Below are 23,294 nucleotides of genomic sequence, written 5' to 3'. Positions count from 1 at the left end.
TGATGCTTCACAGCACGCTTGTCGGCAGCATGGCAACCGCGACGCTGATCCGCGGCGCGGACCTCGTGGCGGCGCCGTGGAAGAACGGCGGCGGCGTCACGCGCGAAGTGGCGGCGTTTCCAGAAGGCGCCGGGCTCGATGCATTCGTGTGGCGCGTGAGCATCGCCGATGTGGCGCAGGCCGGGCCGTTCTCGCGTTTCGTCGGCATCGATCGCACGCTCGCGCTGTTGTCCGGCGCGGGCATGTTGCTCGATGAAACGGACAGCGCGGGCGTGACGAACACGCACGCGTTGACCCAGCCGCTGGATATCGCGCGTTTTGCAGGCGAAGCGCAAATCGACGCGCGTCTGGCCGACGGCGCGACGCGCGATTTCAACTTGATGGTGCGGCGAGGCGCGGCGGCGGGCGAGGTCGAAGTATGGCGCGGCGATACGCAACGCGATCTGGCCGCCGACGTGGTGTTGTTGTTCTGCGCAAGCGGTTCGGTCGAGGTTCGGTTGGGCAACGACGCTCATCCGTTTTTACTGAACGCGGACGACACGCTACGCATCGACACACCGCAATCACTGGCATGCACGGTCAAAGGCGCGGGCGCATTGCTTGCGATCACGATCCGCTACGCGCAACGATGACGACGGCTCACGGCCGCGCTTTGAAAAAAAACGCGCCGCGAGCCACTACAGACACGCAACGAGCTGCAAAGAGCACGCGATGAAGCAAACCGTCTGGCATCACCTGAAACTCTGCCCGCAGGGCGACCCTCAACACACGCTGCCCGATGCCGCGATTGCCGTCGAAGACGGTAAGATCGCGTGGCTCGGCGCGGCGTCCGAATTACCCGCTGAATACGCTGCGTGGCCGCGCGAAGATCTGCACGGCGCATGGGTGAGCCCGGGTCTCGTCGATTGCCACACGCATCTGGTGTACGGCGGCCAGCGCGCCGAGGAGTTCGCGCAGCGCCTGGCCGGCGTCAGCTATGAAGAGATCGCGCGGCAGGGCGGCGGCATCGTCTCCACGGTACGCGCCACGCGTGCCGCCGATGAAGACAGCTTGTTCCGCCAATCCGCCGCGCGGCTCGAACCGCTGCTCGCCGAAGGCGTCACGGCGGTCGAAATCAAATCCGGCTACGGCCTCGACCTCGCCAGCGAGCGCAAGATGCTGCGCGTGGCGCGCCGTCTGGGCGAACGCTATCCGGTGTCGGTGTATACGACATTTCTCGGCGCGCATGCATTGCCGCCTGAATTTGCCGGCCGCGCCGATGCGTACATCGACGAAGTCTGCAACACCATGCTGCCCGCGCTCGCGGACGAAGCTCTGGTGGATGCGGTCGATGTGTTCTGTGAGCGCATTGGCTTTTCGGTGGAACAAAGCGAGCGCGTGTTCAATGCAGCCGAGCGCTACGGGTTGCCAGTGAAGATGCATGCCGAGCAGTTGTCGAATGGCGGCGGCACGGCACTGGCGGCGCGCCACCATGCGCTGTCCGCGGATCACCTCGAATTTCTCGGCGAAGCGGGCGTCGCCGCGATGAAGGAAGCGGGCACGGTTGCCGTGCTATTGCCCGGCGCGTACTACTTCATTCGCGAGACGCAATTGCCGCCGTTGGAGTTGCTGCGGCGCTATCAGGTGCCGATCGCGATTTCCACCGACAGCAACCCCGGCACGTCGCCCACTACGTCGCTGCTGCTGATGATGAACATGGCGACCACGCTGTTCCGCATGACCGTGCCCGAAGTGCTGCAAGGCGTGACGGCGCACGCGGCGCGCGCGCTCGGCAAAGCGGATACGCACGGCGCGCTGGAAGCGGGACGTGCCGCAGATTTCGCCGTGTGGTCGGTCGAGTCGCTGGCGGAGTTGGCTTACTGGATTGGGCGTCCGTTGTGCGCGCGGGTCGTGCGCTCGGGCGAGACGGTTTATACGCGGCGTGAATTGAGCTAAGGTCCGAAGATGAAGCAATCGAAGCAATCGCTATTCGCCGATCATGCGTACCTGCCGGATGGCTGGCGCCGCAATGTGCTGCTGGAGTGGGATGCAACGGGCACGCTGACCTCGGTCACGGCCGATACAGCCGCTGCGCCTGCCGGGGTGCAAAAGGCGGCGGGTCCCGTTTTGCCAGGCATGCCGAATCTGCACTCGCACGCATTTCAGCGCGCGATGGCCGGCCTCACTGAATATCGCGCCGCTTCTGGCACGGGGGCCACCGACAATTTCTGGAGCTGGCGCGACCTGATGTATCGCTTCGCGGCGCGGATCACGCCGGAAGGACTCGCGTCTGTCGCGCAGTGGCTTTACATCGAAATGCTGAAGGCGGGCTATACGTCGGTCTGCGAATTCCACTATGTGCATCACACGCCTGACGGCAGCCGCTACGCGAATCAGGCGGAACTGGCGCAGCGTGTGGTGGATGCCGCGTCGGCGAGCGGCATCGGTATGACGATGCTGCCGGTGCTGTATCAGTACAGCGGATTCGGCTCACGTGTGCCGCGTGAAGATCAGCAGCGCTTCATCAATACGCCGGACAGGCTGCTCGATCTGCTCAGCGCCTTGCGCGCGGCGCGACCGGAGAACGCCGCATTGCGTTACGGCGTGGCGCCGCATTCGTTGCGCGCGGTATCGGCGGATTCGTTGCGTGCGCTGCTTAACGGTATCGATGCAGGCGCGCCGGTCCATATTCACATCGCCGAACAAACCGCCGAAGTCGACGCGTGCCTGGAAACCGAAGGCGCGCGGCCGGTGCAATGGCTGCTCGATCGTTTCGATGTCGATAGCCGCTGGTGCCTCGTGCATGCCACGCATGTCGATGCGAACGAAACGCTGGCGCTCGCGAAAAGCGGCGCGGTCGCCGGTTTGTGCCTGACCACTGAAGCCAATCTCGGCGACGGCATTTTTCCGGCGGATGAATATCTCGACGCGCAAGGGCGCTTCGGCGTCGGTTCGGACAGCCATATCGGCGTCGATTGGCGCGCCGAGTTGCGTTTGCTCGAATACGGCCAGCGCCTCACGCGCCGTCAACGCAACGTGCTGGCATCGGCGCAAGCCACGCATGTGGCCGACCGTCTGTTCGACGCCGCGCTCGAAGGCGGCGCGCACGCGACAGGCCGCACGGTCGGCGCGTTGCAGGCCGGCCGGCGCGCCGACTGGCTGGTGCTGGACGCGGATCATTCGAGCATCGCCGAGCATGCATCGCACGCGTGGCTCTCCGGCGTTGTATTCTGCGAGCATGGCGAGACGCCGATTCGCGACGTCTACGCGGGCGGCGACAAGGTCGTCGACAACCGCCGGCATCGCGACGAAGCGGGCGCTTACGCGCGCTATCGCGTGGCGCTCGCGGACCTGCTGAAGTGAGTTGCTGAAGGGACTTGCTTGCGTGGGTTGCTTACGTGCATGATCCTTCGATCCCATTGATTCCGGACTGACATGACTGCTTCGCCTACTTCGACTACGCCGCCGGTTTTCACGTTGCATCGAGGAAGTCTGCCGCTGCTGATTTCGATCCCGCATCTGGGCACGCAAATCCCCGCCGACATCGCCGCGACGATGACGCCCGTCGCGCAACGTACCGACGACTGCGACTGGCACCTCGACCGTCTGTATGCGTTCGCGAAGCGCATGGGCGCGTCGATCCTGTCGCCTTCGTACGCGCGTTATGTGATCGACCTGAACCGTCCGCCCGATGGCGCGAATCTCTATCCGGGGCAGGACACCACCGGTTTGCTGCCGGTCGATACCTTTGACAAGGAACCGTTGTACCGCGAAGGCCATCTGCCGACCGACGCCGAAGTCGCGCGCCGGCGCGATGCGTACTGGAAGCCGTATCACGACGCACTGGCGGGTGAACTCGTCGCGTTGAAGGCGAAGCACGGCAAGGTGCTGCTGTGGGAAGCCCATTCGATCCGCTCGCAGGTGCCGCGCTTTTTCGAAGGACGTCTGCCGGATTTCAACTTCGGCACGTCCAATGGGGCGAGCGCGGTGGCGGGGCTGGGCGAGGCATTGGCCGCAGTGGTCGAACGGCATGGCGGCTATTCGGCGGTCGCGAACGGGCGCTTCAAGGGCGGCTATATCACGCGCCAGTATGGGCAGCCGGCGCAGGGCGTGCACGCGGTGCAGCTCGAGTTGTCGCAGATTACGTATATGGAAGAACAGATGCCGTATGCATACGACGAAGCGCTGGCCGCGAAGGTCGAGCCCTTGCTGGAAAAATTGGTGACGACGGCGTTGGACCGGATCGCCTCGGCCTGACTTTCGGCGCCGTTGCGGCGCAACACGCCTGTCTCCTTTCAAGCGGCGCCGCCCTCCGGCGCCGCGTCGGTGTTTACATCATCTCCCCCCACAATATTTGTCCGGCTGATCCGCATTTTGCGCGGCTCGGCCTTTTCCGCCGTGGCGCGACAGAGGTGTAACAGCATGTGTCCGTGATTGCATGCTGCGGGTTTCGCGCAGAACGTATAGAGCGCCGCGGTATTCGCCAGCGGCCGTCAATGTGTCTCGACCGGTCGGAAAGGAAGCCGGCCGCACGCGTTAGCGTGTAGCTTCGGCAAATCGAAAACTGCGGGTGAGTTCGCAGCCATTGCACGCCATGCAGTGAAACGGCTACCCTTTCAGAAAGATGACGCGTGCGAGCGCATCATCCACACATCGGGCAAAAAAGATGGAAGACCCAGCGATGGAAGATTCCGACGAATTGCTGCTCCCGGTCTGGCGAGCGAACCTGGTGCTGCTGACCCGCGAAGTCGGCGCCGCGACCCGTCTCGCGCGCATGATGACCTTCTCCGCCAGCTACCTGAAATTAATGCTGTCCGGCCAGCGCGAATTCAGCGAGGAGTTCGTGCGCGGCATCGAGGCGGTCACGGGTTTGCCGAACGGCTGGATGAACGCGCCGCACACCGAGCAGGACATACCGGCCAATGCGCGTGAGGCGATCGACAACGAAATGCCGCTCGCGCGTTTTCGGGGCACGGCGCACCCGGTGCGTAAGAAAACGGTGCTGCGGCCGCCCGAGCCGATTTTCGGCCAGGCTGCGCCGGCCAAACGCGTGGAGGAGGAGACGCTCGATGCCGAAGCGCATCGGCGCCAGGCGCATTTCCGCAAGGTCCGGGATCTGGCGGTGCAGGAAGTACGACGGTTTGAGCGGCATTTGAGCCATGCACCGGTGGAATTGGCCGCGATGCGCTCGAAAGTGGAGGATGTGATGGCTGCCGCCGACCTGGACGATCCGATTCAGGCCGATCTTGCCGGCCGGCTGGAGCAGATTGAGAAGCATCGGCATTTGTTGTTGCGGCATGTCGAGAAGTTGCAGGCCTTGCTGGGGCAAATTGGAGAATAAGGGTTTGGTTTCGCATAGCGAGCGGTTGGGTTTTTTTGCCTACGGCGTTGGTGTTGGTCTGTGTGCCTGCGGTGGTGGCCTTTCCTTGATTTGTTATTGGTCTGTGTGCCTGCGGTGGTGGCCTTTCCTTGATTTGTTATTGGTCTATTAGCGTTCCCCCTGTGCGGGGGGCACCTACTTTTCTTTGCCGGCCGCAAAGAAAAGTAGGCAAAAGAAAGCGGCTCAAACCGCTAATTCTTAAGCGGGTGCCCTGGCTTGGAGGAGGTAGTGGAGCATCTGGAATCGGTGTTCTCGCACACTCCGCGCTGGTGACAAGGCAGTCATCCTTCCGGCGGCGCTACGCGCGCCGTGGCGGTACTTCATCAAACCGCCTGGCGGTTTGGGCGCCCTCGCCTGGTTTGGCGCGGCGGCTCGCCCTCGTGTTCCCAATGCCTCGCGAGGCGCTCGCGTCTCACTCGGAGTGGTGGCCCGCGCTCGTACACCTGGGCGCTTCGCCGAGGCGGAGCCGATGGCTCCCACCAAATCAAAACAAAATCACTGGTTTCCATGCAGACCGTTCCGGCGAGCACGCAGTGCGAGGCGGGAAGAATGACTGCCTTGTCACCAGCGCGGAGTGTGCGAGAACACTGATTCTAGATGCTCCACTACCTCCTCCAAGCCAGGGGACCCGCTTAAGAGCTGGCGGTGTGAGCCGCTTTCTTTTGCCTACTTTTCTTTGCGGCCGGCAAAGAAAAGTAGGTGCTCCCCCGCACAGGGGGAACGCTAATAGACCAATAACAAATCAAGGAAAGGCCAACGCCGTAGGCACAACAATCAATGCCGCCGCCAACGGCAAAAACCCAAGAAAAGACCCTCTTCAGGCACGTCTGCGCCGGGCATGAAACTCGGCTTCGAGCCTCCAGGTCACGCCGTCCTGCGCGAGCGCAACACCAGTCCAGCGAAAAGCATCCTTCGTGATATCGGTGAAATTCCAGCGAATCGGCGTGCCGTCGGCATGCGTGCCGATCTGCACCAGCGCGTCGCCGACGCGTCGGCCGATCAGTTCATCGCGCTGTCCAGTCCGTGGATTGAGATAGGTCACCCGCCACGCACGCAGCGTTGCGTCCCAAACACGCAACGTGGTGCCGTACATGTCGTCCGTGACGGCGAGCCCCGCGTGCCGCTCGCCGCGTGGCGGCATGATCCACACGTCCTGCACGGCGCGGCCCTCCAGCACCCAGCCGAAATGAATCTCGCCGCGCCGGCGCTCGGCGCCGAGGTCGACGCGGTAGTGCACCACGTCCATGTCCCAGCTGCCGATCAGCCAGCCGTAGACGTCGTCGTCGGCGTCGATGTCGGCGGCGCGCGCGGGCGCGCTCAATGCGTGCTGAAAGCCGCGTTCCAGATCGTTGTCCAGCCTGTTCATCGGGTGTCCTCCTGCAGGGGTTGAGCGAGGCGGCAGCGCGCCGCAAGCGGCAAAACCGCGCCGGCCGCCGATGTGCTAAAACCAGAATACGGACTCAGCCGAGGTACATCTTGGGGAAAATTGCCGTCACTTTGCAGCAGGCGCTCGCGCAACGCACACGGGAAGGCACGCGCGGCGGCATGGCCGCGCGCCCGTTGGCGCAGGGCGTGGGTTGGGACGTCGCCGACATGCTCTGCACCTTCGGACCACGCGACCAGCCGTTCGAGGAGCGGCACGGTGGCATGTGCATCGCGATGGTGGTCGCCGGCTCGTTCGGCTACCGGGCTGCGGCAGGGCGCGAGCTGCTGACCCCGGGGGCGCTGCTGCTCGGCAACAACGGCGACTGCTTCGAGTGCGGCCATCGGCACGGGGCCGGCGATCGTTGTATCGCGTTTCACTATGCGCCGGCTTACTTCGAGCAGCTTGCCGCCGACGCCGGCATCGCGAGCGGCAATCTGAATTTCAGGCGCGCGCGCATGCCCGCGCTTCGTTCGCTGTCGCCGCTGATCGCGCGAGCCTGCGCGGGGGCTTCCGAGGTGGGCAAACCGGCGTGGGACGAGCTTGCCGTCGAACTCGCCGTCGCGACCCTGGATGCGGCCGGCGCATTGACGCGTGCAGGGCAGCCGGCCAGCGCCGCGGCATGGTCGCGCGTCGCGCAGACCGTGCGTCTGATCGACGACGCGCCCGCCGCGCCGCATACGCTCGCGAGCCTTGCGGCGGCAGCGGGCTTGAGTGAGTTCTACTTCCTGCGGACCTTCCAGCGGGTGACCGGCGTGACGCCGCATCAATACGTTCTGCGGGCGCGTTTGCGAGCGGCGGCGCTGCGTCTTCACGACGACGGCGCGAAGATCGTCGACGTCGCGCTGGATTGCGGCTTTAACGATCTATCGAATTTCAATCACGCGTTTCGCGCGGAGTTTGCTTCGAGTCCGCGAGCATGGCGCGCGCGGGGCAGGGCGCGCCGCCCATGACGCGGTGCGTCGCGTTCGTGAGGCTAGCCGCCGCGTTGATGCTGGGTGCGTGCGTCGCCACCGCGCATGCAGGCGAGCCCGCCGCCGGCGACGATCTCGCACCGTCGACGATGGAGCGCGACGTCCACCTCTTCGTGATCCAGAAAGACGGTTCCGTGGAGGAACACGACGACACGGTTTTGCGTGCCGACACGACGAGCGGCGTCGACGATATCGCGCAACGCTACGTGTGGTTCAACAAGGACATCGAGCAGGTGCAATTGCTGGTTGCGGAAACGATCGACCCGAACGGCGTGGCGCACCCGGCCGGCCCGGAGGCGATCCGCGACGTGCAGGAACCGCGCTCGGCCGGCGCGCCGAATTTCCAGGACGGCGTCTTGCGCACGGTGATCTTTCCGGGCATCGAGCCCGGCTCGCGCGTGCATCTGGCGTTTCGCAAGACGCGCACGAAGCCTTTGCAGGCCGGCACCTTTGCATACCTGGTCGAACCGACGCGCGAGCCGGTCGAGATGCAGCGCCTGATCTTCGACTTACCCGCCGATGTGCCGCTTTATACCGACGCGCGCGGCTACGTCGCGCTGCCGCCGGTCACGGAGAACGGCCGTACCCGCTACGAATTCGATTACCGGCACGGCCCGTATGCGCCGCTCGAAACGGGCGCGGTCGGCTATGCGAACTGGGGAGACCGCCTGATGATATCGACGGTGCCCGACTTCGCGAGTTTCGCCGCGCGTTATCGCGGACCGGCCGTCGACGCGACGATAAACGACCCGGCGATCGTGCGCCTCGCACAGAGTCTGACTGCGCAGGCTGCCGATCCACGCGCGAAGGCGCAGGTGCTGTACGACTGGATGCGCTTGAACATTCGCTACGTCGCGTTGTTTCTCGGCGAGACGGCGGCGATCCCGCACAAGGCGATCGACGTTCTGCGCAACCGTTACGGCGACTGCAAGGATCACGTCGCGTTGTACGGCGCGTTGCTGGCCGCGGTAGGCATTCGCAGCGAGGCCGTGCTGCTCGATCTCGGGCCGTACTACAGTTTGCCGGACGTGCCGGGATATGGCGGGAGCGCGATCAATCATGCAATCGTCTGGATTCCTGAGTTGTCTTTATATGCCGACACGACGGCGGGCGGCGTGAGTTTCGGTTATTTGCCGGCGGGCGTGATGGACCGGCCCGCGCTGCTGGTCGACGAGGGCGTGCTGTCGCGCACGCCGGCCACGCAGTTGCGCGAGCGGACCGCGCGCTTGCAGATCGATGTCGATGAAAGCGGGGCGGCTAATTACGCATATCGCGTGGAGGATGCAGGGGAGACGGCGGAACTCGAGCGCAATATGTTTCGCAGGGCGACGCGGCAGCGGACCCATTTGATTGCCGCGAGCAGGTTATTGCAGACAGGGCTGCATGGGACTGCGCAATTGCGCACGGGCGATGTGGCCGCAATGGATGGGCCTTTTTCTACTTCGATGCAAGGGCGGGTGGAGCATTTTGTCTGGCAGGACGGCACGACTGCCGTGCCGGCTTTGACCAGCTTGTCTGGCGGCATGGGGAGTCAGGTGCAGGCGTGGCTTGCGGAGCCTTTAAGGACGCAGCCGTGGACCTGTATCGGAGGGGAGTTCGATGAGACCTTGGAGTTGGCATTGCCAAGGTTTGTTCAGGTGATCGACGTGCCGCCTGATGCGGCGGCGAAAGATCGGTTTTTCGATTTTTCCTCTCACTATGTGTTTGATCCTGCGGAGCGGGTATTGCAGGTCAGGCGGCACCTTCGGGCCGGGTTTGGGCATCAGATGTGTTCTGCTGCCGAGTTTCTCGATGTGAAGTCGGATCTGGTCCGGATTCAAAGGGATCTGGATTCGGAGGTTGTTGTTAAGGTTTTGAAGTAGGTTTATTTGCGCGTAGCGGCCGGTTGGGGTGTTTGCCTGCGGCGGTGATTTTTTCATTTGCCTGCGCGGCGCTGTTGAAAAAAGTCACCGCCGCAGGCAAATGATCAATAAGCGCCGGGCAGGCAAAAAATCTTAACTTCCACTCTTGGTAACCACCGGCACCCAAACCGCGCCCTTAACCTGATATAGCGTAGAAGCCCCGCTCTTCAACGCCCCGGTATTATCAAAAGAAATCTTTCCAGTGACACCGTCGAAATCAAGTCCCTTCAACACAGGCCGATAAACAGCCGGTGAACTGGACTTGGCCTGCTGCATGGCATGAATTGCCGCCCATGCCCCGTCGTATCCGAATGGCGCGTACGACAGGATATCCACCCCGAATCGCTTCTTGAACCTGGCAGAAAAATCCTTGCCGCCAGGCAACTGCGCCAACGGCCTGCCATATTCCCATGCCATCACCCCTTCAGCCGAATCGCCTGCGAGTTTGATGAACTCGGGATCCACCACACCGCCGCCGCCCACCAGCTGGGCGGTCATCCCCAATTGCTTCATCTTCTTGGCAAACCCGGCAGCCTGCGTATCCAGTCCGCCGAAGAAAATCAGATCCGCATTGGTCGACTTGATCTTGGTGAGCTGCGTGCTGAAATCAACAGCATGATTATCGGTGTACTCGCGCGTCACGATGTTGCCGCCGTGCGCCTTCACCGCTTTCTCGAACTCGTCGGCCTCGCCCTGGCCGAACGCGGTCCGGTCGTCGATGATCGCAATCCGTTTGGCCTTGGTCACCTCGACGGCATAAACTCCCGCATTGCCGGCGTTTTGCGCATCGGTGGAAATCACCATGAAGGTGTTCGAAAAACCTCGCCCGGTAATGATCGGATTGGTCGCGGCCGGGTCGATCACCGGAATGCCGGCCTGTTCGTATATCTGCGAGGCAGGAATCGTCGTGCCCGAATTGAAGTGGCCCACGATCGCCGATACGCTCTGGTCGACCAGCTTCTGCGCGGCCTGCACGCCGATGCGCGGGTCGGCCTGGTCGTCCTCGGAGACGAGCTGGAATTGTGCGACCTTGTCGCCGATCTTGATCTTCTGGGCGTTGGCTTCCTCGATCGCGAGCCGTACGCCGTTTTCCAGATCCTTGCCGTAGCCGGCGTTGGCCCCCGTCATCGGCGCGGCAAAGCCGATCTTGACCGGCAGGTCGTCGGCGAAACTGGCCAGCGGCCCCATCGCGAAGACGGCGCCAACGATCAGTGCAAGCGGTTTCAGCGGGTTGCGAAGACTCATGGTCTCTCCTTCCATCATCGGTTTCAGGTTGTGAAAGCAGCAAGGCAGTAACGCTGGATCGACGCGCGCGAAACGTCCCCTGTTCGCATTGCGCGCTTCGTCGGATTACGGATGATCCGTTTCCGTAAACAATGCTGGATTACAGCGGCAAGCATGCGCCCGTCAATCTGACGCGAATATAAAAAGCCAATTTGCGGCCGTCTTGGCAATTCGTGGCGCTTTGAATGAGCATTTCGGCATAGACGGCGCAGCGCTTGGGCTGGCGGCCTGTCAGACCGGCCGCGTAGATGCGGATTGCGGCACATGCTTAAGAAAATCGGCAATAGAGTGCGGTGCGGGGAAGCGCTGGAGATAGCGGTGCAGGGAAAGCGAAGTAGAGAAAGCGAAGCAGAGAAAGCGAAGCAGAGAAAGCGACGCAGAGAAAGCGACGCAGAAAACCCAGCTCAGGAAACCGGCGCGAGTGCACCGGCTTGGCTGCAGCAGCGCATCCACAGCCGCCAGGCCGCGAATGCGCCGGAAAATCAGCGGGTTGAAGCCAGGCCCTTAGTGCTCGCCTTGCTGGCGCAGCAACTCTTCACGCAGACGCAGGAGCGGCGCCTTGGTGTCTTCATCGGCCCAGGTGTCGAGGTCGTCGATGGCGCGCTGGCAGCCGTCGAGCACCAGGTCGAGATCGACCGGCACGCCGTTGTTGAGCGCGAACTCGATGGTCTCGGCAAACTGCTGGCATTCGTCTTCGCCGTAGGAGATGTCGAGGTTGTCGGCGATCACTTCGGCGATGTTGCTGCGCGCCTTGTCGTCGGGCGTCACCATGTCGATGATGCCGCGCGCCACCGCCGGCGAATAGTAGAGCGCGATGTCGAGCCACTGGGCCGGATCGAAGTCGGCTTCGTCGAACTGGCTTTCGAAGTACTCGATCGCTTCCTGCTCGTGAGCTTCGTCAGCGTCGACGCTGATGCACAACTGCTCAAAATATTCTTCCCGCTCGCTGCGAATATAACCGTCCATCGATGCCTCGTTTGCTGAATGCCGGATGCCGAAAAAATGCCGCGCAAGCGGCGGATGCTTCGCCCACGCGGCAGGCATTATAGGACGGCCGGATGACAATCGCCGACCGCACGCCCGGCCGCGCTCGCCGCGGATTGCTCACACAGTGCGCAACAGTGCCTTCCGCGCGCGGGGGATTTTCTTACGCGCGGCTGTCGATAGACTTTGTTTGACCGTTCTGGTCGAGTCAATCGGAGAGTCATGATGAAGGTTGTTTGGGTGTCGCTGTGTGTCGGTTTGCTGGGTGTCACGGCTGTTGGCGCATCGTCGGCGCAGGCGGCGGGACTGACGCGGGCGGAGGTGCTTGCCGAGCTGGCCGACTACCAGACGGTCGGCTACGAGTTCAGCGATGCGGGCTACCCGGAGGAAGCCGTTGAGGCAACGCGCAAGGTTGTCGCGCTGCGCGCGCAACGGGCGGCGGCTGCGGCCAGCGCCGCCAAAGTGGCGAATCAGCCGGGCGTGGGGTCGACCAGCAACTGACGTCAATTGCATCGACGAGTCGTGAACCGCTTCCATGGTGCCGGGTACCAAGGTGCCCTGGCAGCATGCAGTGCACACCGTGCCACCGATGCGCACCACAACGGCGCGTCCTGAAGCCCGCGATAACACGATCGCCCCGATGCCGCGATCCATCGATCGATCCAGGCCGCTTCTACGCCGTGTCGGCCACCCATGCATCGAACCATTCGCGCGGCTGCGCGATTTCGTTCTGCGCGGCAACCAGTTCGAGCTCGTAGCGTCCGGCCTGCCAGGTTGCCTTGACCACCGCATTCACTGCGGCCAGCGTGTGCTCGAACGCCGCGCGAATCGAATCGCCGAGCAGCGTGCGCGCGACGAACACCGCGCTCGTCAGATCGCCGACGCCGACCGGCTGCCGCGCGAACGGATAGAGCGGACGCTGACCCATCCATGCCTCGCGCTCGGTGACCACGAGCATGTTGAACCGGTCGGCGGGGCTGTTGCGATCGAGCAAGTGCTTGACCAGCATGAGCTTGGGCCCGCGCGCGATGACCTCGCGGCAGGCGGTGACGGCTTCTTCGAGCGTCTCGATCTCGCGGCCCACCAGCCGTTGCAATTCGAAGTGGTTCGGCGCCATCGCGTCGGCCACTTCCGGCATGGTGCGCACGAGGAATGCCTGAATGCCCGGCTCGGCCTTGTGGCCGCTCGCCGCACCCATCACCGGATCGCAGAAGTACCACGCACGCGGATTGGCGGCCTTCACGGCCTCGACGATCTCCAGCACCGATTGCGCTTGCTCCGGCGTGCCCAGATAGCCGGACAGCACGGCGTCGCAGCGCGGCAGCATGCCGATCGCGCCGATCCCTTCGACAAGCTCCTCCATCTGCGATGCGTCGATCGCGCTGCCGCTCCAATGGCCGTATTGCATGTGATTCGAGAGCTGCACGGTATTGAGCGGCCAGACGTTGACGCCGAGCCGGCGCATCGGGAACGCCGCCGCGCTGTTGCCGGCGTGCCCAAACACGACATGTGACTGGATGCTCAGAACGTTTTTCGTCATGGTGTCGGCTCGCGCAAGCCGTGATGCGCGATGGTTGAGAACGGGGAGGATGCGCCGCAGTAGCGAACCGGCTTTGGCCGGTGCCTGTTGCGGCATGCTTGCTTCAGACTATGCAAGAAAAATGCGCGGTCTGCATCGTCAGGAAACAATACATGAGTTTGCCATGAGTTTGCCGCGCCTGAGTTGATCCGTCCCCGTGTTGTTGCGCCGAACCATCAAACGCATCGGCAGCGGGCCGGTGAGGCGAAGCGCGGGCGGAGGCCGTGCGCAAAACGGCTTTAAACGAGTTCCCGATACAGCGCAAGGTACTGCTCGGCCGATGCGCCCCAGCCGAAGTCCTGGCGCATCGCGCGCCGCTGCGCCGCTTTCCATTCGGTGCGCCGGCCGTAGAGCGCGAACGCGCGGCGAATCGCTGCGGCGAGGCCCTGCGGTTCGAAGCGTTCGAACACGAACCCGGTGGCGAGATCGTCGGCGAGATTTTCAAGCGACGCGTCGACCACCGTATCGGCCAGGCCGCCGACGCAATGCACGAGCGGCAGCGAGCCATAAGCCAGCGCATAGAGCTGCGTCAGCCCGCACGGCTCGAAGCGCGACGGCACCGCGATCACGTCGCTGCCCGCGACGATCGTATGCGCCAGCGTTTCATCGAAACCCAGTTCGACCGCGACCGCTTCCGGATGGGCGTGCGCGACGCGTTTCAGGCCGGTTTCGAGTGCCGGGTCGCCGGTGCCGAACACCACCAGCTGGCCGCCGCGCCTGACGATTTCGGGCAGCGCGGCGAGCAGCAGGTCGAGGCCTTTCTGCTCGGTCAGCCGGCTCACTACGCCGAACAGCAGCGCATCGCTTTTCTGTGCGAGGCCGAAGCGCTTCTGCAACGCTTCCTTGCAGGCCTGTTTGTCGGCCAGACGCGTAGCCGTGTAGTGGTCCTCGAGGAACGGATCAGTGGCGGGGTTCCACACGGTGTAGTCGACGCCGTTCAGGATGCCGCTCAAGTCGTGCGAACGATGGCGCAGCAGCGCGTCGAGTCCGCCGCCCTGGGCGAGCGTCTGGATTTCGCGCGCGTAGGTCGGGCTGACAGTGGTGATGCGGTCGCTGTAGTAGAGGCCCGCTTTCAGGAACGACAACTGCCCGTAGAACTCGACGCCGTGCATGCTGAAGAAGTCGTCCGGCAGGCCCAGCTGGCCGAATTGATGGGCCGGAAAAATGCCTTGGTACGCGAGGTTGTGCACCGTGAAAATACTGCGCGCGAAGGCGCGGCCATGCTGGCGTTCGGCCGCCTTCAGATAGGCGGGCGCGAGCCCCGCGTGCCAGTCGTGCGCGTGGACGATCTGCGGCGACCACGCCGGATCGAGTTGCTGCGCCAGTTGCGCGGCGACCCAGCCGAGCAGGGCGAAGCGCTGCGCGTTGTCGCCGTAGGGCACGTGTTCGTCGTTCAGATAGGGATTGCCGGGCCGGTCGTATAACGTGTCGGCGCGGATCATGTAGACCGCCAGGCCGTTCGACGGCAGCGTGCCCTGTTCGAGCGCGACCGCGGGTGCATCGAAGCGGCGGCCCAGTTGCGCCACCGTGCGCAAGTCGGTCAGCCCGGCGGCGACCGCGGGGAAGCCGGGCAGCAGCACCCGCACATCGGCGCCGCGCTCGATCAGCGCGGGCGGCAGCGCGCCCGCGACGTCGGCGAGACCGCCCGTTTTCAGTAGGGGATACAGCTCGCTTGCGACGTGCAGGGCGCGAATCGTCATAGGCTCTGTCTCATTCCTGTTAGTGCGGGATTTCGTTCAGCCGCGACGCGGGCGGCGCTTCGTTCGGCGCGTTCTTCGCCAATGCGTTCGCCGACGCATTCGCCAATGATCCGAGGATCAACTCGCCTTCTGCCTGAGCGCCTCGGGCGTGACCAGCACGACGCCGTCGTCGGTACGGTAGAAGTGTTCGGCATCGCTCACCGGATCCTCGCCGATCACCGTGCCGTCCGGAATCGTGCAACCGCGGTCGATCACGACCTTTTGCAGCCGGCAACTCGCACCGACCGTGACTTGCGGCAACAAGACTGCCTCATTGATGTTACAGAACGAACTCACTTTCACATTCGACGAGAGCACCGAGCGCGAAATCTGCGAACCGGAGATTACGCAGCCGCCGCACACGATCAGATTGTTGCCGCTCCCTTGCAGGCCTTTCATGTCGCGTACGAATTTGGCCGGCGGCAATTGCTCCTGATACGTCCAGATCGGCCAGTTGCGGTCGTACAGGTCGAGCGTCGGGATCGTCGAGGCGAGGTCGAGGTTGGCGGCCCAATAGGCGTCGATCGTGCCGACGTCGCGCCAGTACGGCTCCACACTCGGGTCCGACGACACGCACGACATGCTGAACGGGTGCGCAATCGCCATCCCTTGCGTGACCACGCGCGGCACGATGTCCTTGCCGAAGTCGTGATCGGTGTCGATGTTCGAGATGTTTTCTTCGAGCAGCGTGTACAGATAGTCGGCGTTGAACACGTAGATGCCCATGCTGGCGAGCGCTTTATCCGGGTGGCCGGGCATCGCGGGCGGATCGGCCGGCTTTTCGACGAAGCCGGTGACGCGGCGGTTTTCATCCACCGCCATCACGCCGAAGGCCACCGCGTCCATGCGCGGCACCTCGATACAGCCGACCGTGCAATCCGCGCCGCTTTGCTCGTGATCGGCGATCATTCGCGTGTAGTCCATTTTGTAGATGTGATCGCCTGCCAGCACCACGACGTATTTCGGCCCGATCGAGCGGATGATGTCGAGGTTCTGGAACACCGCGTCCGCGGTGCCGCGGTACCAGTGCGCGCCTTCCACGCGTTGCTGCGCCGGCCACAGGTCGATGAATTCACTGAATTCGCCGCGCAGGAACCCCCAGCCGCGCTGCAAGTGGCGCAGCAGCGAGTGCGCCTTATATTGCGTGACGACCGCGATGCGGCGGATGCCGGAGTTCAGACAATTGGACAGCGCGAAGTCGATGATCCGATATTTGCCGCCGAAGTGCACCGCCGGTTTGACGCGCTTGTTGGTGAGCGGCCCGAGCCGCGTGCCCCGTCCGCCCGCGAGGACGATGGCGAGGGTGGTGCGTTGCAGATCGTTCAGGCGTGCCGGACTTTCCATGTCTGTCTCCTTGGTTTATATCCCCCGGATAGCCATGCTGGACTTGTTCTAGCCGGTGCTTCTGGCCGCTGGCTTTAGCCAGCCGCTGCTGCGCTGGTTTTAGTTCGCTTTCCTGCCCGCTTCTGGATCGTGCTGCCTGACGGATCCGTAATTTCGGCTCCGTTTGTTAGTTCTAGCACCGATTTGCTGCGGGCGAGTAGTCTGAATTGCGTGGATGCCGCTTGTGCGCCCATCTTGCGCACGATCGACCCTTGCACGCCACGCATCCGTGCGCCACGGCACATAGCGCGTGCAGTGGCCCGGTGCAATATGCGTGCCAAACCGGCCGATGCCGCCATGAACATACGCGGGCGGCAGCAGCGTCCGGCGGCGCGTCGTAGAATCGTCGGCTCGTGAACGGGGCTTGAGCGCGACTGCCGGCGCTGGCCTGCACGTTTTCCTTTGCTTTCTCTTTGCAAGAAATCCTGTCGATGAGTTTTCGCCGCTATTCTGTGTTCGCCATGCTGAGCGCCTGCGCGCTTTTGCCGCAGCACCGGCCGCTTTCGCGGCTGCACTGGCCGCTTCTGCCGCGATGCCGGCCGCTTCTAGCGCGATGCCGGTCGCTTCGACCGCCATGCAGCGCGGCGCCGCCACGTCGGCCGTTGCCAGCGCCGCCGCTGGCGCCGCCGACAACGGCGGTCCCGCGTTCGGCCCCGAGTTGCAGGGCTTCAACTATCCGGCGCCGGTCCAGCAGTACGACTTCACCTCGCAAGGCGTGGCGCTGCATATGGCGTACATGGACATCAGGCCGGCGCGCGCCAATGGCCGCACGGCGGTGTTGCTGCACGGCAAGAACTTCTGCGCGGCGACCTGGGAAACGACGATCCGGCGCCTGAGCGACCACCGCTGACGGCATCCGCCGCTACGAGCAGTCGACCTACTACGCAGGCCAATGGCGCGCGGACTATGAACCGTGGGTACAGATGCTGGCGGGGATGTACCGTGGCCCCGGCAAACAGATCGTCGCGTGGAATTCCGCGTTGCTGTACGACATGATTTATACGCAGCCGGTGGTGTACGAACTGGGCCAGTTGACGATGCCGACACTGCTGCTGATCGGTCAGAAGGACACCACGGCGATCGGCAAGGATGTCGCGCCGCCCGAGGTGCGCGCGAAGATCGGCCATTATCCGGAACTGGGCAAGGCCACCGCGAAGGCGATTCCGCACGCGACGCTCGTCGAATTCGCGACGTTGGGACATGCGCCGCAGATGCAGAACCCGCAGGCGTTTCATCAGGCGCTGCTTGACGGCCTGGCGGCGGTGCCGGCGAATCGCTGAGCCCGGACTCGAGCGTGGATGCGGACTCGGGCGATCAACGAGAAGAAGGGCGGCCGCGAGCCGCTCTTTTTGTTACTTGCTGCCGATCAATTCCTCGCGCACTTGCGCGGCGATTTCGAACGAGCGCAGGCGGGCTGCGTGATCGTAGATTTGCGCGGTCAGGATCAACTCGTCCGCGCCGGTTTGTTCGATCACCGACAGCAGGCCTTCGCGGACCGCATCGCGATCGCCGAGCACCGTGCAGGCGAGCGAATGCGCGACGCTATTCAACTCCATTTCCGCTGCTTCGAGCCGGTCGACCGGCGGCTGCAACTGGCCGGGCGTTCCGCGGCGCAGGTTGACGAACTGCTGTTGCAGCGAGGTGAAGAGACGCTGCGCTTCGGCGGCGGTATCGGCGGCGAACAGATTGACGCCGACCATGGCGTAGGGTTTATCGAGCGACGCCGACGGCCGGAATTGCGCGCGATAGAGCCGCAGCGCGGTGAGCATGTGATCGGGCGCGAAGTGCGACGCGAACGCGAACGGCAGACCGAGCGCCGCGGCGAGTTGCGCGCTGTAGAGCGATGAACCGAGCAGCCACAGCGGCACATGCAGACCGGCGCCCGGCACGGCGCGAATGCGTTGGCCCGGCACGGGGTCGGCGAAATAGCGTTGCAGCTCGACGACGTCGTCGGGGAACGACTCCGCGCTATTTTGCAGATCGCGGCGCAGCGCGCGGGCGGTGGTCTGATCGGTCCCGGGCGCGCGGCCGAGGCCCAGGTCGATGCGATCCGGATAGAGCGAGGCGAGGGTGCCGAATTGTTCCGCGATGACGAGCGGAGCGTGGTTGGGCAGCATGATGCCGCCGGAGCCGACGCGGATTTTCCGGGTGCCGCCGGCGACGTAGCCGATTACCACGGAGGTGGCGGCACTGGCGATGCCGGTCATGTTGTGGTGTTCCGCCAGCCAGTAGCGGTGGTAGTTCCAGGCTTCCGCATGCCGCGCCAGGTCCAGGGTGTTTTTGAAGGCTTCAGCTGGGGTGGCGCCTGCGGTGACCGGCGATAGGTCTAGTACCGAGAAGGGGATCATGTTCTGTTCAATGGCTATTTTTTGCGCTTTCGCGCGATGGGGCATTGTGGCAAAGGTTTTGATTTCTTGCCGATCGCCTGGTGATGTCCACGTTCGTGGAAAGGGTTTGTTGCGCGTAGCGGTTGGGGTTTTTTGCCTACGGCGTTGGTGTTGGTCTGTGTGCTTGGGGTGGTGGCCTTTCCTTGAATTGTTATTGGTCTGTGTGCCTACGGTGGTGGCCTTTCCTTGATTTGTTATTGGTCTATTAGCGTTCCCCCTGTGCGGGGGAGCACCTACTTTTCTTTGCCGGCCGCAAAGAAAAGTAGGCAAAAGAAAGCGGCTCACACCGCTAATTCTTAAGCGGGTCCCCTGGCTTGGAGGAGGTAGTGGAGCATCTGGAATCGGTGTTCTCGCACATTCGGCGTGAGTGACAAGGCAGTCATCCTTCCGGCGGCGCTACGCGCGCCGTAGCGGTACTTCACAAAACCGTCGGTCGTCTCCGTGTCCGTGGTTATCCAGGCGTAGCGGCTTGTCTTCGCTGTGCTAGCGACGTTGCCGTGCCTGCGGTTGTTCAGGCGTAAGGGCTTGCCTTTGCTGCGCTCGCGTAATTCGCGGCTGCGTTTCGCTCGGTGAAGTGGCCCGCACTTCCACAACTGCGTTTCGTTCAGCGAAGTGGTCCGCATGTCCACAACTCAGCGCTTTGCCGAGGCGAAGCAGATGGCCACCACCGAGTCAAAGCGAAGCCACGGGTTTCCCTGGCAGACCATTCCGGCGAGTACGCAGTGCGAGGCGGGAAGAATGACGCCGGAGGCGCCAATTTGCAATCGGTGTTGAGAAGTACCGCTACGGCGCGCGTAGCGCCGCCGGAAGTATGACTGCCTTGTCACTCGCGCCGAATGTGCGAGAAAACCGATTCCAGATGCTCCACTACCTCCTCCAAGCCAGGGGACCCGCTTAAGAATTAGCGGTGTGAGCCGCTTTCTTTTACCTACTTTTCTTTGCGGCCGGCAAAGAAAAGTAGGTGCTCCCCCGCACAGGGGGAACGCTAATAAACCAATATCAAATCAAGGAAAGGCCAACACCGCAGGCACAACAACCAAAGCGCCGAGCAGGCAAAAAAAACCAAAAACCGATACATGCAAACCCGATATAGATATGGCCGATCAATAGTTAACAACTGCATGTAGCGCTGCTACCTTAAACCCCTCGAGCAGAGCAGCACCCGCAGCAGCAAAAGCAAGCAAAAGCGAGCAAGAGAAAGCAAAAGAAAGCCACCGCCCCGCCGGGCAAAAAAACCACCTGGGAGACACTAAAGTGTCAATCGAATTCATCGGCATGATCCAGACCCGCAAGGTGTCTGAAACCCACGCGCCACAAGGCACAAGCATCGACATCAACTACATTGAACAATTCGCCCGCGCGCACGAAACAGCGGGCTTCAACCGCATCCTCGTGCCGCATCATTCGACGAGCTCCGACGCGCTCCTGACAGTAGCCCACGCCGCCGGCGTCACAGAAAAAATCCATTTCATGCTGGCCCACCGCCCGGGCTTCATCGCACCGACCCTCGCCGCGCGCCAATTGGCCACACTCGATCACTATTCAGGCGGCCGCCTGGCAGTCCACATCATCTCCGGCGGCGACGACGCCGAACAACGCCGCGATGGCGACTACCTCTCGCATGACGAACGCTACGCCCGCACCGACGAATACCTGCACATCCTGCGCCGCATCTGGACCGAAGATAAACCCTTCGATCACGCGGGCAAGTACTATCGCTTCGAACAAGGCTTCTCCGAAGTGAAGCCGGTCCAGCAACCGCATATCCCCGTGTACTTCGGCGGCGCCTCGGCGCCCGCGCTCGAAATCGCCGGCCGTCACGCGGATGTCTACGCGCTTTGGGGCGAATCGAAGGCGCAAGTGCGCGAACAGGTCACCCGCGTGCGCGCCGAAGCCGCCAGGCACGGCCGTACCGTGCGCTTCTCGGTATCGTTCAGGCCCATTCTCGCCGCCACCGAAGCCGCCGCCTGGGAACGCGCCGATCACATCCTCGAAGAAACCCGCCGGCTGCGCGCGGCTCAAGGGCTCGGCGTCGGCGGGCCGGCGCAAAGCGAAGGCGCGCGGCGTCTGCTGGCGGCGTCCGGTGAATCGGACCGCGTCGATGAACGCCTGTGGACCGGCATCGCCAGGGAAACCGGCGGGCGCTCGAATTCGACCGCCCTGGTCGGCACGCCAGAACAGGTCGCCGACACGCTCGCCGAGTATTACGCGCTCGGCGTGTCGACCTTCCTCGTGCGCGGCTTCGATCCGCTCGAAGACGCCATCGACTACGGCCGCGAACTGATTCCGGCCACCCGTGAACGGATCGCGCGCGTCGAGCGCGTGGCCGCCTGAACGGAGCCCCAATGACCGATCTGTTCATCGCAGTCTTAAACAATACGCCTGCGGGCAAGGCATCGACGCTCCAGCGCCACGAACCCATACGCCAATTCTGGTTCGACGACCTGCCACCGCGCGAAAACATCGCGGATGAACGCCGCCATCGGCAAGAACGCCTCGCCGTGGCGTTTCGTCTGTTCGCGCGCTACGGCTTCGATCAAGGGCTCGCCGGTCATATCACCGCACGCGATCCGGAATGGCCCGATCATTTCTGGATCAATCCGTTCGGCAAGCACTTCAGCCGCATCCGCGTGTCCGATCTGTTGCTGGTGAATGCGCAGGGCGAAATTGTTGTTGGCGAGGGGCCGTTGAATCAGGCGGCCTTCGCGATTCATGCGGCGATTCATGAGGCGCGCCCCGATGTGGTCGCGGCGGCGCACACGCATTCGCTTTACGGCAAAGCGTGGTCGACGCTCGGCCGAACGCTCGATCCGCTGACGCAAGACGCCTGCGCGTTCTATCAGGATCACGCGCTGTTCGACGATTTCCGCGGCGTCGTGCTCGATACCGATGAAGGCGCGCGTATCGCGGCGGCGCTGGGCGAACGTAAGGCGGTGATCCTGAAGAATCACGGCATCCTGACGGCCGGTCCGAGCGTCGAGGCTGCCGCATGGTGGTATATCGCACTCGATAACGCCTGCCACGCGCAATTGCTCGCCGAAGCCGCCGGCACGCCGCAAGCGATTCCACACGATGTCGCGACGCTCACGCACGAGCAGGTGGGCCGCCCAGGCGGCGCGCTGTTTGCGTTCGAAAGCCTGCTGGAAGGGCTTGTCGAAGCCGAGCCCGACGTACTGACCTGAGCGCCTCCCAACATGACCCAACGTTTCGACCCGCCGGTTTCGCTCCGGCGCCGCCGGCTTATGTCCGCGTTGCCGGCAGCGGCAACCGTGGCACTCCTCGGCGCAAGCACAAGCCTGGTTTCAACAGCAGCGCAAGCAGCATCGGCAGCAACCGGGAACACCGACTCGCACCTCGACCTCAGCAAGGTCCGTTTGCGTGTCGCGACTTACAAAGGCGGCGACGCCACGCTGCTGAAAACGGCTGGCCTCGCGGATACGCCTTACACCATCGACTGGTCCGAATTCCAGTCCGGCAACGCGATGATCGAAGCGATGAACGGCGGCTCGCTCGATATCGCCTCGGGCAGCGAGATTCCGCCGATCTTCGCGCGACTGCAAAACGCCCAGGTGCGCGTGATCGCCGTCTACAAGGACGACGTCAACAACCAGGTCGTGCTGGTGCCGAAGGACTCGACGATCCGTTCGATCGGCGATCTGAAAGGCAAGCGCGTCGGCTATCTGCGCGCGACCACCACGCATTACTACCTGCTGCGCATGCTCGAAGAAGCAGGGCTGTCGTTTGGCGATATCCAGGCGACGTCGCTCGCGCCGCGCGACGGTTTTGCCGCCTTCAATGCCGGTTCGCTCGATGCATGGGCGATCTACGGCTACAACGTGCCGCTTGCGATCTCGCAGGCGGGCGCGCGCGTGCTGAAAAACGCCAACGGTTATCTGTCCGGCAACTACCTGTACTACGGTCATCCGGCGGTGCTGGCCGACCCGCAACGGCGCGCTGCTTGCGCCGATCTGCTGGTGCGGCTGCAACGCGCCTGCACGTGGTTCGGCCAGCATCAGGATACGTACGCGAAGGTGTTGTCCGCTGAACTGCGCGTGCCGGAAGAAGCGATTCTGTCCTTGTATCGCAACCAGAGCCAGGCGCGCCGCATCACCGGCGTCACAGCGGCGGACATCGCCAGCGAGCAGCGGGTTGCCGATACCTTCGCACGCACGGCGGTGATCGACCGGCGCGTCGATGTCGCGCCGCTGTGGACCGACACCTTCAACGCCGCGCTCGCCCACGGCGCCTGAGCCGGCTTCCCCGATTTCTGTCAATCCTCCT

Annotated in this window: 18 protein-coding genes and 1 pseudogene; 12 read left to right on the top strand and 7 right to left on the bottom strand. The window is 63.5% G+C overall.

What is annotated here, in order from left to right; translation table 11 throughout:
- The first annotated feature begins 2 nt into the window (after window positions 1-2).
- The 5 genes from SB772_RS26875 to SB772_RS26855 all read left to right on the top strand — a co-directional run bounded on the left by SB772_RS26875 (window position 3) and on the right by SB772_RS26855 (window position 5,320).
- Window positions 3-632 carry a HutD family protein gene (locus SB772_RS26875; RefSeq protein ID WP_410836330.1) on the top strand — a complete coding sequence of 210 codons (630 nt, stop codon included), beginning with the start codon at window positions 3-5 and terminating at the stop codon, window positions 630-632.
- Between the two features lie 79 nt (window positions 633-711).
- Window positions 712-1,935, top strand: coding sequence for an imidazolonepropionase (gene hutI, locus SB772_RS26870; RefSeq protein ID WP_410836213.1), 1,224 nt, complete (start codon window positions 712-714; stop codon window positions 1,933-1,935).
- Between the two features lie 9 nt (window positions 1,936-1,944).
- Window positions 1,945-3,342, top strand: a complete 1,398-nt coding sequence (locus SB772_RS26865; protein ID WP_410836212.1) for a formimidoylglutamate deiminase — start codon at window positions 1,945-1,947, stop codon at window positions 3,340-3,342.
- Window positions 3,343-3,414: 72 nt separating this feature from the next.
- Window positions 3,415-4,236, top strand: a complete 822-nt coding sequence (gene hutG, locus SB772_RS26860) for an N-formylglutamate deformylase (protein ID WP_410836211.1) — start codon at window positions 3,415-3,417, stop codon at window positions 4,234-4,236.
- 424 nt (window positions 4,237-4,660) lie between these two features.
- Window positions 4,661-5,320: a hypothetical protein gene (locus SB772_RS26855; RefSeq protein WP_410836210.1), complete on the top strand. Its 660-nt coding sequence runs from the start codon at window positions 4,661-4,663 to the stop codon at window positions 5,318-5,320.
- Between the two features lie 856 nt (window positions 5,321-6,176).
- On the opposite strand, the gene SB772_RS26850 is transcribed toward SB772_RS26855, so the two are convergent.
- Window positions 6,177-6,725 carry a hypothetical protein gene (locus SB772_RS26850; protein ID WP_410836209.1) on the bottom strand — a complete coding sequence of 183 codons (549 nt, stop codon included), beginning with the start codon at window positions 6,723-6,725 and terminating at the stop codon, window positions 6,177-6,179.
- 110 nt (window positions 6,726-6,835) lie between these two features.
- Between SB772_RS26850 and SB772_RS26845 the strand changes: the two genes are divergently transcribed.
- Together SB772_RS26845 and SB772_RS26840 are read left to right on the top strand one after the other, a co-directional pair.
- Window positions 6,836-7,735, top strand: coding sequence for a helix-turn-helix domain-containing protein (locus tag SB772_RS26845; protein ID WP_410836208.1), 900 nt, complete (start codon window positions 6,836-6,838; stop codon window positions 7,733-7,735).
- Window positions 7,732-9,618, top strand: coding sequence for a DUF3857 domain-containing transglutaminase family protein (locus tag SB772_RS26840; RefSeq protein WP_410836207.1), 1,887 nt, complete (start codon window positions 7,732-7,734; stop codon window positions 9,616-9,618). The genes SB772_RS26845 and SB772_RS26840 overlap by 4 nt, the downstream gene beginning before the upstream one ends.
- Before the next feature lie 132 nt (window positions 9,619-9,750).
- Here SB772_RS26840 and SB772_RS26835 read toward each other — a convergent pair whose 3' ends face one another.
- Both SB772_RS26835 and SB772_RS26830 read right to left on the bottom strand, forming a co-directional pair.
- Window positions 9,751-10,902 carry a branched-chain amino acid ABC transporter substrate-binding protein gene (locus tag SB772_RS26835; RefSeq protein WP_410836329.1) on the bottom strand — a complete coding sequence of 384 codons (1,152 nt, stop codon included), beginning with the start codon at window positions 10,900-10,902 and terminating at the stop codon, window positions 9,751-9,753.
- A 543-nt stretch (window positions 10,903-11,445) separates the two neighbouring features.
- Window positions 11,446-11,907 (bottom strand): hypothetical protein, encoded by a 462-nt coding sequence (locus SB772_RS26830; RefSeq protein ID WP_341312540.1) that lies wholly within the window; start codon window positions 11,905-11,907, stop codon window positions 11,446-11,448.
- Window positions 11,908-12,147: 240 nt separating this feature from the next.
- Between SB772_RS26830 and SB772_RS26825 the strand changes: the two genes are divergently transcribed.
- Window positions 12,148-12,426 carry a DUF4148 domain-containing protein gene (locus SB772_RS26825; protein ID WP_410836206.1) on the top strand — a complete coding sequence of 93 codons (279 nt, stop codon included), beginning with the start codon at window positions 12,148-12,150 and terminating at the stop codon, window positions 12,424-12,426.
- 172 nt (window positions 12,427-12,598) lie between these two features.
- On the opposite strand, the gene pdxY is transcribed toward SB772_RS26825, so the two are convergent.
- From pdxY to glgC, 3 genes are all read right to left on the bottom strand, one after another.
- A complete protein-coding gene (gene pdxY / locus SB772_RS26820) occupies window positions 12,599-13,465 on the bottom strand; it encodes a pyridoxal kinase PdxY (protein ID WP_410836205.1) in 867 nt (288 codons plus the stop codon).
- Window positions 13,466-13,743: 278 nt separating this feature from the next.
- Window positions 13,744-15,204 carry a glycogen synthase GlgA gene (glgA, locus tag SB772_RS26815; protein WP_410836204.1) on the bottom strand — a complete coding sequence of 487 codons (1,461 nt, stop codon included), beginning with the start codon at window positions 15,202-15,204 and terminating at the stop codon, window positions 13,744-13,746.
- 117 nt (window positions 15,205-15,321) lie between these two features.
- Window positions 15,322-16,587: a glucose-1-phosphate adenylyltransferase gene (glgC, locus tag SB772_RS26810; protein WP_410836203.1), complete on the bottom strand. Its 1,266-nt coding sequence runs from the start codon at window positions 16,585-16,587 to the stop codon at window positions 15,322-15,324.
- A 470-nt stretch (window positions 16,588-17,057) separates the two neighbouring features.
- Here glgC and SB772_RS26805 point away from each other — a divergent pair.
- Window positions 17,058-17,906, top strand: a pseudogene (locus SB772_RS26805) (alpha/beta fold hydrolase).
- A gap of 72 nt (window positions 17,907-17,978) precedes the next feature.
- On the opposite strand, the gene SB772_RS26800 reads toward SB772_RS26805, so the two are convergent.
- The gene (locus SB772_RS26800; RefSeq protein WP_410836202.1) at window positions 17,979-18,974 is read right to left on the bottom strand and encodes an LLM class flavin-dependent oxidoreductase; all 996 of its coding nucleotides are present in this window, start codon (window positions 18,972-18,974) and stop codon (window positions 17,979-17,981) included.
- 1,293 nt (window positions 18,975-20,267) lie between these two features.
- Between SB772_RS26800 and SB772_RS26795 the strand changes: the two genes are divergently transcribed.
- Genes SB772_RS26795 through SB772_RS26785 form a run of 3 tightly spaced genes read left to right on the top strand, consistent with a single transcriptional unit; the run spans window position 20,268 to window position 23,263 of the window.
- Window positions 20,268-21,347: an LLM class flavin-dependent oxidoreductase gene (locus tag SB772_RS26795; RefSeq protein ID WP_410836201.1), complete on the top strand. Its 1,080-nt coding sequence runs from the start codon at window positions 20,268-20,270 to the stop codon at window positions 21,345-21,347.
- Window positions 21,348-21,358: 11 nt separating this feature from the next.
- Window positions 21,359-22,195 (top strand): class II aldolase/adducin family protein, encoded by an 837-nt coding sequence (locus SB772_RS26790; protein WP_410836200.1) that lies wholly within the window; start codon window positions 21,359-21,361, stop codon window positions 22,193-22,195.
- Window positions 22,196-22,255: 60 nt separating this feature from the next.
- Complete coding sequence (locus SB772_RS26785; protein WP_410836328.1) at window positions 22,256-23,263, top strand: ABC transporter substrate-binding protein; 1,008 nt, start codon at window positions 22,256-22,258, stop codon at window positions 23,261-23,263.
- The last annotated feature ends 31 nt before the right edge of the window (window positions 23,264-23,294 follow it).

The sequence above is a fragment of the Paraburkholderia sp. SIMBA_030 genome, assembly GCF_046535245.1.
GTDB lineage: Bacteria > Pseudomonadota > Gammaproteobacteria > Burkholderiales > Burkholderiaceae > Paraburkholderia.
This window is presented reverse-complemented; position numbering and strand designations above follow the sequence as displayed.